This is a genomic window from Bradyrhizobium sp. 1200_D9_N1_1, assembly GCF_052075915.1.
In the GTDB taxonomy this organism is placed as follows: Bacteria; Pseudomonadota; Alphaproteobacteria; order Rhizobiales; family Xanthobacteraceae; genus Bradyrhizobium; species Bradyrhizobium diazoefficiens.
Genome location: NZ_CP197226.1, coordinates 6605882 through 6618921 on the forward strand (window position 1 = coordinate 6605882; position 13040 = coordinate 6618921).

15 protein-coding genes are annotated in these 13040 nt (G+C 66.1%); 5 read left to right on the top strand and 10 right to left on the bottom strand.

Features of this window, described 5'->3' with window-relative positions:
* Positions 1-80: 80 nt before the first annotated feature.
* A complete protein-coding gene (locus AB5K84_RS31725) occupies positions 81-1160 on the top strand; it encodes a Cj0069 family protein (protein ID WP_038965728.1) in 1080 nt (359 codons plus the stop codon).
* A gap of 53 nt (positions 1161-1213) precedes the next feature.
* Here AB5K84_RS31725 and AB5K84_RS31730 read toward each other — a convergent pair whose 3' ends face one another.
* From AB5K84_RS31730 to AB5K84_RS31740, 3 genes are all read right to left on the bottom strand, one after another.
* The gene (locus tag AB5K84_RS31730; RefSeq protein ID WP_011085864.1) at positions 1214-2194 is read right to left on the bottom strand and encodes a tripartite tricarboxylate transporter substrate binding protein; all 981 of its coding nucleotides are present in this window, start codon (positions 2192-2194) and stop codon (positions 1214-1216) included.
* 170 nt (positions 2195-2364) lie between these two features.
* Positions 2365-3357, bottom strand: coding sequence for a zinc-dependent alcohol dehydrogenase family protein (locus AB5K84_RS31735; RefSeq protein WP_011085863.1), 993 nt, complete (start codon positions 3355-3357; stop codon positions 2365-2367).
* Between the two features lie 323 nt (positions 3358-3680).
* Complete coding sequence (locus AB5K84_RS31740) at positions 3681-4508, bottom strand: MBL fold metallo-hydrolase (protein WP_038965729.1); 828 nt, start codon at positions 4506-4508, stop codon at positions 3681-3683.
* A gap of 93 nt (positions 4509-4601) precedes the next feature.
* Between AB5K84_RS31740 and AB5K84_RS31745 the strand changes: the two genes are divergently transcribed.
* Positions 4602-5477, top strand: a complete 876-nt coding sequence (locus AB5K84_RS31745) for a LysR family transcriptional regulator (RefSeq protein WP_011085861.1) — start codon at positions 4602-4604, stop codon at positions 5475-5477.
* Here the strand turns inward: AB5K84_RS31745 and AB5K84_RS31750 are convergent.
* Together AB5K84_RS31750 and AB5K84_RS31755 are read right to left on the bottom strand one after the other, a co-directional pair.
* Entirely contained in the window at positions 5461-6222 is a 762-nt protein-coding gene (locus tag AB5K84_RS31750; RefSeq protein ID WP_011085860.1) for a hypothetical protein, read from the bottom strand. The genes AB5K84_RS31745 and AB5K84_RS31750 overlap by 17 nt on opposite strands.
* Before the next feature lie 14 nt (positions 6223-6236).
* Positions 6237-6425, bottom strand: coding sequence for a hypothetical protein (locus tag AB5K84_RS31755; RefSeq protein WP_028172280.1), 189 nt, complete (start codon positions 6423-6425; stop codon positions 6237-6239).
* 256 nt (positions 6426-6681) lie between these two features.
* On the opposite strand from AB5K84_RS31755, the gene AB5K84_RS31760 reads away from it, so the two are divergent.
* Entirely contained in the window at positions 6682-7659 is a 978-nt protein-coding gene (locus tag AB5K84_RS31760) for a DUF2336 domain-containing protein (RefSeq protein ID WP_011085859.1), read from the top strand.
* Here AB5K84_RS31760 and AB5K84_RS31765 read toward each other — a convergent pair whose 3' ends face one another.
* From AB5K84_RS31765 to AB5K84_RS31780, 4 genes are all read right to left on the bottom strand, one after another.
* Positions 7660-8004 (bottom strand): DUF1491 family protein, encoded by a 345-nt coding sequence (locus AB5K84_RS31765; protein ID WP_011085858.1) that lies wholly within the window; start codon positions 8002-8004, stop codon positions 7660-7662.
* 51 nt (positions 8005-8055) lie between these two features.
* Positions 8056-8265 carry a hypothetical protein gene (locus AB5K84_RS31770; RefSeq protein WP_028172283.1) on the bottom strand — a complete coding sequence of 70 codons (210 nt, stop codon included), beginning with the start codon at positions 8263-8265 and terminating at the stop codon, positions 8056-8058.
* Between the two features lie 155 nt (positions 8266-8420).
* Positions 8421-9164, bottom strand: a complete 744-nt coding sequence (locus tag AB5K84_RS31775; RefSeq protein ID WP_441232709.1) for a peptidoglycan-binding protein — start codon at positions 9162-9164, stop codon at positions 8421-8423.
* A complete protein-coding gene (locus AB5K84_RS31780) occupies positions 9157-11061 on the bottom strand; it encodes a PAS domain-containing sensor histidine kinase (protein WP_083860042.1) in 1905 nt (634 codons plus the stop codon). Before AB5K84_RS31780 ends, AB5K84_RS31775 begins: the two co-directional genes overlap by 8 nt.
* Positions 11062-11450: 389 nt before the next feature.
* Here AB5K84_RS31780 and AB5K84_RS31785 point away from each other — a divergent pair, with 389 nt between their 5' ends.
* Together AB5K84_RS31785 and AB5K84_RS31790 are read left to right on the top strand one after the other, a co-directional pair.
* Positions 11451-11885, top strand: coding sequence for a DUF5330 domain-containing protein (locus AB5K84_RS31785; RefSeq protein WP_011085854.1), 435 nt, complete (start codon positions 11451-11453; stop codon positions 11883-11885).
* A gap of 68 nt (positions 11886-11953) precedes the next feature.
* Positions 11954-12382, top strand: coding sequence for a SufE family protein (locus AB5K84_RS31790; RefSeq protein ID WP_011085853.1), 429 nt, complete (start codon positions 11954-11956; stop codon positions 12380-12382).
* 134 nt (positions 12383-12516) lie between these two features.
* Here the strand turns inward: AB5K84_RS31790 and AB5K84_RS31795 are convergent, their stop codons facing one another.
* A complete protein-coding gene (locus tag AB5K84_RS31795; protein WP_011085852.1) occupies positions 12517-12933 on the bottom strand; it encodes a MucR family transcriptional regulator in 417 nt (138 codons plus the stop codon).
* Between the last annotated feature and the right edge of the window lie 107 nt (positions 12934-13040).

Below are 13040 nucleotides of genomic sequence, written 5' to 3' on the forward strand. Positions count from 1 at the left end.
CGTCCGCATGGGGGCAATGCAGACCCCCCATGAGACTTCGGTCCAAGCTCTGCGCAGCACGCACTTCGTGGAGCTTGCGCATGGATACCGAACAACACTTTCCTCTCCGATCCACCGTTGCCATCCTCTCACGCGGCGATGCCGCCGCGCGGGCGGATGCCACACCGCAGAACAGCCGCTTCGTCCGCGTCTTCGAGGCACTCGCCGCCGCCGGCATCGAAGCCCGGCCCGTCATCTACGACGAAACCTTTGCCGACGCCGTCCGCGATCAATTGCTTGCGGTCGACGGCGTGCTCGTCTGGGTCGACCCGATCCATCAAGGCAAGACACGCGCTGACCTCGATCCCCTGCTCCGCGACGTCGCGGCGCGAGGGCCATGGGTGAGCGCGCACCCGGACGTCATCCTGAAGATGGGCGTCAAGGAAGTCCTTTACAGAACGCGCCACCTGGGCTGGGGCGCCGACACGCATCGCTACGACACGACCGCAAGCTTCCGCGCCGAGTTTCCGTCGCGCCTTCAGACCGACGGACCGCGCGTGCTGAAACAAAACCGCGGCAATGGAGGCCAGGGCGTCTGGAAAGTGGAGGCCATTGCAGAGGCGAGCGCCATGGTTCGCGTCCTCCATGCAACGCGCGGCAGCCTGCCTGAGGACATGCCGCTCGATGCCTTCATCGCCCGGTGCGAACCCTATTTCGGCTGGGGCGGCTGCATCATCGATCAGGCATTTCAATCGCGCCTGCCCGACGGGATGATCCGCTGCTACATGAGCGGCTCCAAGGTCGCGGGCTTTGGCCAGCAACGGATCAAGGCCTTGATCCCGCCGCCGCCGGAAGGCCCCGATGCAGCGGAGGCGCAACCCGGCCCGCGCATCATGCACGGACCCGATGCTCCACCGTTCCAGGCGCTGCGAAGATCGATGGAGAACGAATGGACGCCGCAGATGATGGACACGCTCGACATCGATGAATCCTCGCTGCCGGTGATCTGGGACGCGGACTTCCTCTACGGACCTCGCAACGCGGCAGGCGCCGACACTTACGTCCTGTGCGAGATCAACGCGAGTTCCTGTTTTGCGATTCCCGAAGAGGCACCTGCGGCGATTGCGCGGACGGTGAAGCACCGCCTGCTGACAACCCAGGAGGCCGGCTCCGGCAGATAGGAGAAGACGGCATCTGACGGGGGCCGCAGCAGCGGCGCTGCGGCCCCCGTGGATCAGATCTTCGGGATCTTCGCCCGCTCGACCACGCCCGACCATTTGGTGATCTCGGTTTCGATCAGCGCCTTCATCTCCGCCGGCGAGCTGCCACGGACCTCGCCGCCGACGGCCGTCTCCAGACGTTGCCTGAGGTCTGGGTCCTTGAGCGCATCGAGCGTCGCTGCATTGAGCGCGGCGATGATGGCGGGCGGCGTTCCCTTCGGGGCCAGCAGGCCGGCCCAGGTGCGCACGTCGTATCCCTTGATGCCGGCCTCCTGAACCGTCGGGACGTCAGGCAATAGCGCAGTCCGCGTCGGCGAGGTCACCGCAAGGCCGCGGATCGCGCCGCTCTGGATTTGCGGCGCGAGCAGGACCGGCGTGCCGACGATGACCGGAACCTCTCCGCCGAGAAGCGCGGTGACGGACTGCGAATCGCCGCGATACGGCACATGCACGATCTCGATGCCGGCCGTTGCGTTCAGCAGCTCGCCCGCAAGGTGATGCGTGCTGCCGAAACCAACCGAACCGAAGCTGAGCGAGCCGGGCTTCTCCTTCGCCATGGCGACGAGCTCGCCCAGCGACTTCGCCGAGTAGTCACTGCGCACGGCAATGACGAGCGCGTAGTAGACCAGCGTCGAGATCATCTCGAAACTGTCCGCGGGCTGGTAGGCGAGGCTCTTATAGGTCGCCGCGGAAATCGCGTGGGCGCCTGTGACGAGCCCGAGCGTGTAGCCGTCAGGCGCCGCCTTGGCGACGGCATCCGCCGCGAGGTTGCCGCCGGCGCCCGGTTTGGCCTCGACGATGATCGGCTGCCCGAGCCGCTTCGCGAGCCCGTCGGCGATGATGCGCGACAGCGTGTCGGCCGCGCCGCCTGCGGCAAATCCGTGCAGCAGGCGGATCGGGCGCGACGGATAATTGTCCGCAAGTGCCACTGTGCCGGCGGCGAGAAACCCGCCAAGCAGAAACGTTGCCGCAGCAAGCCGTCTCATCCATCGCATGGATGCGTTCTCCCTTTTTTGACCGTTCTATCGTTGGCCGCAGCGAAGGCGGCGTTCTCCGGACCGGGCTGCCCAACGGGCGAACCCGGCGCATTCAGGCGATGGCGGCATGCTCCGAACGGGCGCACGGGCGAAGTTCGGCGTGTGATGTCATCGTGCCGTCCATCCCCTCATGGCGTCATGATGATCTTGCCGAGCGCCGCGCCCTGCTCGAGCAGCGCGTGGGCCTGCCTGACCTGGTCCAGCTTCAGGACCGCCGAGACGGCCGGCTTGATGGCATTGCGGCTCAGGGCCTCGATCACGCTGCGCATCAGGGCGCGGCGGCCGTCGCGATCGTGGTCGTAGATGTGGAAGGAGAAGCAGCGCACGGCGGGACAGATGTCGAGGTGATTGCGCATCGCCACCATCAGGTTCTCTTCCGGAAGGCCCGCGAAGGCGTTGTAGGAGAGCAGCGTCCCCCATTTGCCGAGCGCGCCGAGATAGGCGGTGAACTCCGGCCCGCAGACGTGATCGAGCACGAGGCCGACGCCCTCGCCGTTGGTCAGCTCGCGGGTTCGCGCCACGACATCCTCGCGGCGGTAGAAGATGATGTGATCGGCACCGTTCGCCTTCGCGAACTCCGCCTTCGCTTCGGTCGAGACCGTGCCGATCACGGTCATCTGCGCGAGCTTGGCGAGCTGCACCAGCGCGGTGCCGACGCCGCCGGCCGCGCCGATCACCAGCACGCTTGTCGGCGCGCGCGGGTGGCGGCATTCGTGCAGGAGTGCGTAGGCGACCTGATAGTTCGACAGGCACACGGCGGCTTGCAGATCGACATGGTCGGGCAATGCGTGAACGGCGTCCGCCGGGGCAACCACGTAGTCGGCGTAGCAGCCGCCACGTTGCGACAGGTCGCGCGCGCTCAGCAGCACCTTCTGGCCGACGGCAAGGCCCTCCACGCCGGGCCCGAGCGCGGAAATGCGGCCCGCGACGTCATTGCCGGGATTGGCCGGCAGCGGCGGCATCCATTTGTAGACGCCGCGCCGGATCAGCGCGTCGGGCTGCCCGACCCCGAACGCCTCGGCCCGGATCTGCACCTGCCCGGCGCCCGGCACGGGCACCGGGAGCTCGACCAATTCGAGTGCATCCGGCCCACCCGGCTGACGCACCAGCACCGCCCTCATGATTTCGCCCCGCCTCCCCAAACTGCATTTTCGAAAATAATACTGTTTACGAAAATTATTGCAAGGCGGTCGTCGCGCGAAGATCTCTCCTGAAGTGGAATCGGCCGGCTACCATCGGAAGGACGAAGATAGGAAATCGCCGTGATCCCGACGCGCGGTGGCTGCCGTCCCGGTCATTTTCGAAAATAACACGCCAGCCGGAAAAAGCCGGGGCGCCGTTCGGGCTTGCGAGGGCGGCCGGCGGCCGCCTCACGCGCGCGCATCGGGGGACCTAAGGCGTCGGACGTCTGCGCGCATGAAGCGTTGACGGGTCCGGCGCGCACTCAGTGCGTCCCGCACCGGCAGTTCTCGTAATCGACGGGATCGTGGCTGTTGACGATCCTCACACGGTCGCCGTGGGCGAGCTTCAGCGCGCGCAGCCGCGCCTGGTTGGCGATCCGCTGCGTGCGGTCCATGTCGGCGCGGCGCTGGAAATAGCCGAGCACCAGCGGCATGCGCGGGGATGCCGCGAGCTGGCCGTGATGGAAATAGCTGTCGCCGGCATGCAGCAGCCATGTGTCGCCTGATCGGACCGCGATGCCGCAATGGCCGAGCGTATGGCCGGCGAGCGGGATCATCAGGATGTCCGCCTCCTTGTCGCCGAGCGCGCGCACGCCCTTGAAGCCGAACCAGTCTTCGCCGGCCTCGCCATAGAACGTCCAGCTTGGACCATGGCTCCACTGCCCGGTGACATAGCGCCCTTCCGGCGGCGCCGGCCTGCTCTGCACCGCCATGTCGTATTCGGCGCGATGGACGTGGATCGCGGCATGGGGAAAGTCGGGCACGCCGCCGGCGTGATCACGATCGAGATGCGTCAGCAGCACGTGGCGCACGTCGGCGGGCGAATAGCCGAGCGCCTTCACCTGCTCGAGCGCCGTCTCGGACGGATCGAGCCTTGGCGCGGTCTGGCGCAGCCATCGCCGTCCGAGCCGGTCAGGGGCTGCGATATCGCCAAGCCCGATGCCGGTATCGACCAGGGCAAGCCCGTCACCCGTTTCGACCAGCAGGCAGTGGCAGACCATGCGGGCACGCTGGAACAGGCCGCCGGTGCCGTTCACCAGGCGGCGGCCCATCGGGCACATCGTCCCGGTGTTGAGATGATGGATTTTCATGGAGGACCTCGCCCGTTGTGAACAGGGCGTTCTTGTCATCGTCCGATCCATAGGTAAAATATTGAATATTGATCATATCTCTAGGCTCATCCTATGGACATCCGCGAACTCCGCTACTTCGCCGCCGTCTATCGCGCGCGCAACCTGACCGCCGCGGCGCGGGCCTGCTTCGTGTCGCAGCCATCGATCTCGACCGCGATCACCAATCTGGAAGCCGAGCTCGGCACCACGCTTTTCATCCGGCACAAGAAGGGCGTCGCGCCCACCGCCTCGGCCGAGCAGTTTCACGCGCTGGCCCGCCGCATCATCGACGAGTCGGACGCCGCGCGCAGCCTGTTCAGGAAGCAGGCGACCAGGACCACGGTCACGCTCGGCCTGATGCGCACGCTCGATGTGCCCCGAACGATCGCGCTGCTGAAGCCGCTGACGGCGCGCAGCGACATCGCGCTGCGCCTCGTCGGCAGCGACGAGCGCGCCGATGCGCGGATCATCTCGAAGTCCATGCTGCGCGCCGACGAGCATTTCGTCGCGCTGTGGAGCGAGCGCTATGTCGCCGCGCTGCCGCCGTCGCATCCGCTGACGCTGAAGGAGAAGCTCCGTGCCGCCGATCTCGCCGGCGCTGCCATGATCGACCGCTGCCATTGCGAGCAAAGCCAATTCTTCGGCCGCGCCGCGCAGCGGCGCCAGACCGCGGCGATCGCGCAATCGGAAGACTGGGCCATGGCGCTGGTCGCCGCCGGAATCGGCATCGCCATCGTCCCCGAGGGCGTCGCGCGCGGCAATCCCGATGTCGCGGTGCGTGAGATCGAGGTCAAGGTCAAGCGCGAGGTCGGCCTCGCCTACCGCGCATCAGTGCCGCTGGCGGACGCGCTGAAGGATCTTGTCGGGAAACTTCAGAAGCAGCGGCGGAAGCCCGATCGGATCGCGCGCCAGCGCAGTGTGCGCAAGACGCTCAGCCCTTCGAGATGACCGCGCGGCCGTAAGGCGGCTGCGCCTGGACCGGCGGATTGGCGGTCTGGGCCGCGAGCTCGCCGATCAGGCGGTCGGCGTCGGCGGCCATGCCGTCGGGCGCCTGGATCACCAGGCGCTCCAACGCCCAGCGATAGGAGGAGACGCGCTGCTCCAGGCACTGCTGCACCCACTGGATGATCAGCGAGTTCTCCTGCATGCGCGCGACCGCGTCGTCTCTCTCCCTCGGAGAGAGGACGGAGACGCGCGCCATGCTGGCATCGCGCTTCCTGTCGAGGTCGATGACCTTGATCGCGGAGGCGAAGAACGGCTCGAAGCGGGTGGTGTCGTTGCGCACGTCCTCGATCAGCTGCGCATAGCGCGAGGAGTGCGAGCGGTGCGGCTCGTCGATCAGCGTGCGCCCGTACATGGTGCGGTCGAACACGACCTTCTGCCGCCACGGTGACGGCAAGGCCTTGTAGTCGCCGAACACGCTCTTCCATGCGGGGCGCGACAGCGGCGGCTCGATCAGGGGATAGGCGAGGTCGCGAAGCTGGCGCTCCTCGTCGGTGAGCTGGAATTGCGACGGTCTCAACCCGACGCTGCCGGCGGCCTCGGTGCCGAGCCAGCGATGCATGTCGTCGCTGCGCATATCGGCGCGGGTGCGGCCGAAATCGCCGCCGCTACAGGCCCCGAGCGTCGCGCCGAGCAGCGCGAGCAGGACGGCCGATACGAAGGGCCGGATCTGGTGGATGGTGTCCGGCATTGCAAAAGCCGGATCTAGCGGCGACGACGACGGCGCCCCGGCGCTGTGCCCGCTTCCGGCCCGCGATCGCCGCTGGTTTCGTCCGCCTCGCGCTCGATGCGGATCACGGGAAGGATCAGAATCGTCCCCATGTCCGCGCGCGGTGCGACGTCCCCCGACGAGCCTACCCGGCGACCGGCCGGAAATTCGATGATGGTCCCCATGTCAGCTCTCTTCAATTGCCGCGCGACCAAACGCGCCCCTGCAACATGCGGATCATTAAGATCAGCTCATGGTTAACGGGGTGTAAAGATGTGCTCTGGACCGTAGCCGCACGGAACCCGCCGCGCCGTCCCGTTGCGGCACGACAATGCCTTGAATTGCGGGGGCGGCTTCACGCCTCGTTTTCCTTAACGAGGCTTTAAAAGAACCTGCGCTAGGCTCACTCGCAAGTCTCTTTTCCGAGTTGCGTACGCCTCCATGACCAAGTCGCTGTTTCCCGGATTCGACGGGCTGATGACCCTCTCCCGTCGCGAAGGCGTCGATGTTCGCCCGACGCTGCTGCGCGTGCTGACCGACCTCTATGTCCAGACGCGCGTCCACAGCGAGGACGAACAGCGGCAATTCGTCGAACTCGCCACGCGACTGATCGACCAGGTGGACGATGCGACGCGCGCCGCCGTCAAGGCGCGGCTTGCGGTCTATCCGCAGACGCCCGTCCCGATCCTGCAGAAGCTCGGGCTGGTCGCCGCCCAGGAAGGCCGCAGGGTTCCGCTCGCGCGCGAAATCGCGGCGCCCCCGCCCGCGCCCTCCCCGGTCCGCGCGCCGACCGAGGCCGAGCAGCGTATGGCCTCGAACATGGCGATGCAGCCGACGGACGCCGCCGAAATCCACGACATGTTCTTCCACGCCGATGCGTCCCAGCGCGCGCTGATCCTGCACAATCTGGAGCAGACGCCGCTGAAGGCCGCGCCGCGGATTCCGACCGTGCGCGCCAAGCGCGCGATCCAGATCCTGGAGATGGCGGCGATCGCGGGCGACGTCGAGAATTTCACCTACGAGCTCGGCGACAGCCTGATCCTGCCCTCGCGCGTCGCGGCAGAGATCGTCGACGATCCCGGCGGCGAAGCGCTCGCGGTCGCCGCGCGCGCGCTCGACATGCCGAGCCCGAACTTCCAGCGCATCCTCTTGTTCTTCAAGCCGGAGATCGGCAACTCCGTGAACAACGTGTACCGGCTGTCGCGGCTCTACGATCGCCTCGGCGAGCGCTCCGCGCTGGTGATGCTGGCCGCCTGGCGCGGCTCCGCGCTCGCGGTGACGCGGGCAAAGTATCAGTCGTCGCTGCACGATGGGGAACGCCAGCGTGCGCGTGCGGGCGCAAGCCAGACGCGGCCCGGCGTGCAGCCCGGCTCCAGCCCAACGGTGCGGACCGGCACCGGCGGGTCGTCGGATCACTAGTCAGGTCTTCGCCAATTCCAGGAAGTGCCGCCCGGCGCGGTCTTCGGTCTCGACGATCCAGGCATCCGAATCGAAGCGGATTTCCTTGGTCAGCCGTTCCTCGACCGCGGGCTCCGGCAGCGGCTGCGATGCAACCGGCACGAAGAAGCGGTCGACGGGCCGGCCGTCGTCATAGACGGTCTGCGGCGCCGGCACGTAGAGCATCGCATTGCCGTCGAGCAGCGACACCTTCACGAACACCGCGCCCGCCTCCTCGGCGCCGCGACGGCGCACCGCCCCGAACACGCCCTCGCTCTGGCACCGGCGCAAATAAGCCGCGACCCATATGTTGGATTTCAAACGCATGAGTCGGACGATAGGCCAGTACGACGCGTCCCGCCAGTCTCGGCGCGCGCGCTACGCCTTGCCTGCACCCTGTCCGCCGCCGATCTGGCGTGCGACGAGATATGACAGCGGCATCGCAAGCGCAAACCCGATGGCCGCGGCATAGGGGATGTTCTTGATCGCCTCCGCGGCAAGGCTCGGCACCATCAGCACCACGATCAGGCTGACGCCCGCCAGCACGGTACCCAGCATGATCCAGACGAGAATCGAGACCTTGAACATGATGACCTCTCTTCCTTGATGAGGATGAGCGATCATCTTCCCTGACGCCGCCGACAGTCATTGATCCCGGACAAATCACGCCGGCGCAGGGCTGGCATCCCCTTGCGGATCACGCGCGGCCAATTGATCCGCGTCAATGACGACGACAAATGTCGCTATTCGACCGGATGACCGATCGCGGCGGCGAGCTCGCGCAGCAGGCGATCGGACACCTGGCCGGTGACCTGCATCTTGTGCTCGCGCTCGAATTTCTGGATCGCGGACTGGGTCTCGCCGCTCATCGCGCCCGTGACCTTCAAATTGCCGCAGCCGTATTCGGACAGCGCGCGCTGCACGCCGGCGATACGCCGTACGGCCGGGCTCTGCTGCGCCGGGATCGGGGCCGGCGGACGCGCGACGGCAACGGAGGACGGCGTCGACGTCGTTTGCTTGACCAGGTTGGTCAAAGGATCGGCCGAGCGCGGAGTCGATGCGGTCGCCTCGACCGGCTTCTCCGGCGCCCTCTCGGCAACTCTCTCGACAGGCTTGGGCTCTACAGACTTGGGCTCTACGGACTTGGGCTCGGCGCGGAACTCCGTCGCTCTCGGCTCGAGCGGCGAGGTATCGGCGCCGACGGGGCGCGGACGCGGCAAGGGGTTCGACAGCGGCACGGACGACGGCGCGGGAAGATTGATCACGGTGCCGAACATCGGTGCCGGATGCCTTCCGGTCTGGAGGAACAGCGCATTGGCAACGATCGCGCTGATGGCGGCAACGGCGACGAGGCCGGCCAGCGTATCCTTGGGACTGTGCAGCAGCACGCGCATCACGAGGTTGCGCTCGGTCTCAACGTCGACAGCCGCAGCCTTGGCGCCACGACGGCGCGGAGCAGCTTCGTCCTTTGCAGACTTCTTAGGCACTTTTCTTCACCAGAGCAGGTTGGTCCTGAAGTTGGTCGTGATGTTGGTCGTGATGTTCCTGGCGCGGCACCGGCGTCAAAGTCGCGATCTTGCTCTCGGCCGGCATTCTATCGGCAGGTTTGGCTTGCGGCGACGTGTAAACCAGCGGCAGCTTGACGGTGACGGCGGTGCCCTCGCCGAGCCTGCTTTGTACCGTCAAATCGCCGAGATGCAACGCCACAAGACTCTTCACGATCGAAAGTCCGAGTCCGGTGCCTTCGTGACGGCGCTGATAGGTCTTGCCGGCCTGGAAGAACGGCGCACCGATACGCTTGAGGTCGTCGGGCGCGATGCCGACGCCGGTATCGCTGATACGCAGCGTGAGGTGCGACCCCGACACCGCGGCTGATACGGAGACCTGGCCGCCGCGCTCGGTGAACTTGATGGCGTTGGCGACGAGGTTGAGCACGATCTGCTTGAAGGCTCTGGGATCGCCGGTCATGACAGGCAGGTCCTGCGGCGCGTCGGTGATGAGGTCGATGCCGTTCTCCCGCGCCTTCAGCGCCAGCAGATTGCAGCAATGCATCAGCGAGGCGCGCGGCGCGAACGGCTCCGACGCAATCTCGAAATTGCCCGATTCCATCTTGGACATGTCGAGGATGCCGTTGACCACCGACAGCAAATGCTGGCCGGAATCGTTGATCAGTTGGGCATATTCCTTGCGCTGGGCCGCACCCAGCATCAGGGCCTGCTCCTGCGCGATCATGTCGGAGAAGCCGATAATGGCGTTGAGCGGCGTGCGCAGCTCGTGGCTCATGGTGGCGAGGAAGCGCGTCTTGGCGGCGTCGGCCGCTTCGGCGGCGCTGCGGGCCTGATCGAGCGCCTGCTCGGAGAGCTTGCGATCGGTGACGTCGCGCATCACGGCGACGACTTCCGTCTCGCGTGCGACATCACGGTCAATATCCTGGCGGCCGAGATCCTGGTCGAGCGGCCGGCAGCGCATCTCGACCCAGATGAAGTCAACCTGGCCGCGCTCCGAGCCGGTCGGCTCCCGCCGCAGCCGGAACTCGACGCTGCGCACATTACCGCGCGCGGCATCGGACAAAGCGGTGAGATAGGCCGGCCGGTCGGCGACATGGACGCGATCGAACAGACCGTGGCCGTGCAGCTGCGCGACGGGCATTCCGAGCATGGCCTCGGCGGCCGGCGAGATGAACTGCACCGCGCCGTTGCGCCGATGCCGCGAGATGACGTCGCTCATGTTGCGCGCAAGCAGGCGATAACGCTCCTCCTCACGCGACAGCAGCGCAACGCCGGTGCGTGCGAGCGACTCCGCGCCGAAAGCGAGGCCTGCAGCATAGAGGGTGGCCGAGGCGACGCCAAACGCCATCAGCAGGCTACGCTCCGCGGCACCCGGCGCATCCAGCGGCAGCCAGCCGAGCTGGCCGACGAAAATCAGTATCCCCGCGCAGGAGAGCGCGAGCAGCGAGGCAAAGGCGGCGACGCGTCGCGATGCCGACAGCGCAGCCTCGAGGGGAACGACGATCAGCCACACCGCGGCGAATGATTCGATGCCGCCGGTCGTGATTGCGACCGCCATGATCAGGCCGGCGAGCGCCAGCGACGACAGCACATGCGCGCCTTCGTAGCGGCCGGTGCGCGACAGGAACCAGGACAACATGATCGGCGCGATCAGCCAGGCAAAGGCCGCGACCTCGACCGCGCTCGGTGCGCCACGCATGGCGAGATAGATCGGGAATGCGGCAAACGCTGCCAGGCTGCCGAGCAGGCGCGGCGCCATGAAGGCACGATGGCGCGCTCGCGTCAGCGCGTCGTAACGCGCGGAGGGATGCAGCAGCGCATCGAGACAATCGCGGATGATACTCAAAACTGTCACGGGTCTCGCGCTTCGGCTCATTCGTCGGAGAGACGCGCCGGAACGCCTCCTTGTCGTTGAGCCACCGTGTCAGAGCGACCTTAAACGAGTGCTAAGGCGGCACGGCCCGGCGCCGGACAGCGTGTCATCGCGGAGCTTTTTAGACGATTTGACGACGTCTTCGGCGAGGATGGTGAACACAGGGTTTCACCCCGGCCGGCATGGTTTCGAATTAGTAGATGCGGAAGACCGCAAGATCACGGGGGCTCGGCATCAATGGAAAATTTACGAGGCCGCCATTTTCGAAGTTTTTTGCGTAAAAATTCCGCGAATTAAGCTCAAGGCAATCACTTGCGATTTATCGAGAGTTGCTAGGTCCGACGCGCTCTGCGGAAATCGCCGCGGCGGGATCTAACATACAGGTCGATAAGATGCGCTTTCTGCTCCGCATCACATTCTGGCTCGGGCTGGTGCTGGTGCTCCTGCCGCGGGACAAGACGCCCGAATCGGAGAAGCTGCCGCAGATCGGCGCCGCCGACGCGGTGCAGGCTGCGACCGCGGCCGTCTCCGACATGACCCAGTTCTGCAAGCGCCAGCCGGCGGCCTGCGAGGTCGGCGGACAGGCCGCGTCGATCATCGGCCAGCGCGCCCAGGACGGCGCGAAGAAGATCTATCAGATCATCAACGACAAGAAAGAGCAGATCACCAACGAGAAGAACGAGAAGAGCGACAAGAAGGCGCCCGACCACACCGGCTCGATAGCACTGGCCGGCGAAGGCGACACTGCTGGGAGCGAGGCGCCGCGCGACACCCTGACCCAGGACGACCTCGCGCTGGAATGGCGCGGACCGGGGCTCGCGAATTAGCCCCCAAACCCTATCGATTTCACGACTTCGCGTCCTTATATTGGGCTGAACGGGAACGATAGGCCAGCATGACGACGATCGACGAAATCAGGGACAATTTCGAGATTCTGGACGAGTGGGACGACCGCTACCGGTACGTCATCGAGCTTGGCCGCACCCTGGAACCGATGCCCGAGGCCGAGCATTCGGCCGCCAACAAGGTGAATGGCTGCGTCAGCCAGGTCTGGCTCCAGAAGCTGGTCGAGCGCGATGGCGGCGCGCCGATCCTGAAATATCGCGGCGACAGTGACGCTCATATCGTGCGCGGCCTGGTCGCGATCGTGCTCGCGCTCTATTCGGGCCGCACGCCGCAGCAGATCCTCGCGACCGACGCGATCGCGGTGTTCGACGAGTTCGGCTTTCGCGATCACCTGACGCCGCAGCGCTCCAACGGCCTGCGCTCGATGGTCGAGCGCATCAAGACCGACGCGAAAGAGGCGCTGGCGGAAGCCACCTGAAGATCCTCATGGTGGGAAGCGCTGCGTAGGGTGGGCAAAGGCGCACTTGCGCCGTGCCCACCATCTATCAACAATTGTGAGCCGGATGGTGGGCACGCTTCGCTTTGCCCACCCTACGAGATTCGAGGCCGGCTCTACTTCCGCTTCCGCTGCTGCTGTCCCAAACCCATCTGCTTTGCCAGTTGCGAGCGCGCCACCGCGTAGTTCGGCGCGACCATGGGATAGTCGGCCGGCAGGCCCCATTTCTCGCGGTACTGCTCGGGCGTCATGTTGTACTGGGTGCGCAGATGGCGCTTCAGCGACTTGAAGCGCTTGCCGTCTTCCAGGCAGACCAGATAGTCCGGCGCGATCGACTTCTTCAGCGACACCGCCGGCTTGGCCGGCTCGAGCGGCGCCGCCTCGACGCGGCCCGACGAGACCCGCACCAGCGCGCCGTGCACCTGGCTGATCAGGTTCGGGATCTCCGCGGCCGGCGTGGGGTTGTTGCCGAGATAGGCCGAGACGATGCTCGCTGTCAGCTCAATGAAATTCTTAGCCCCGGCATCCGACATGGGCCCGACCTTTCTCCACCTTGCGTCTCACGGGAGAGACGACTTCGAAGTATTCCGTGTCAACAATACGTTCGGCCAAAATACAGGACTGACGACTATGGGCTGAT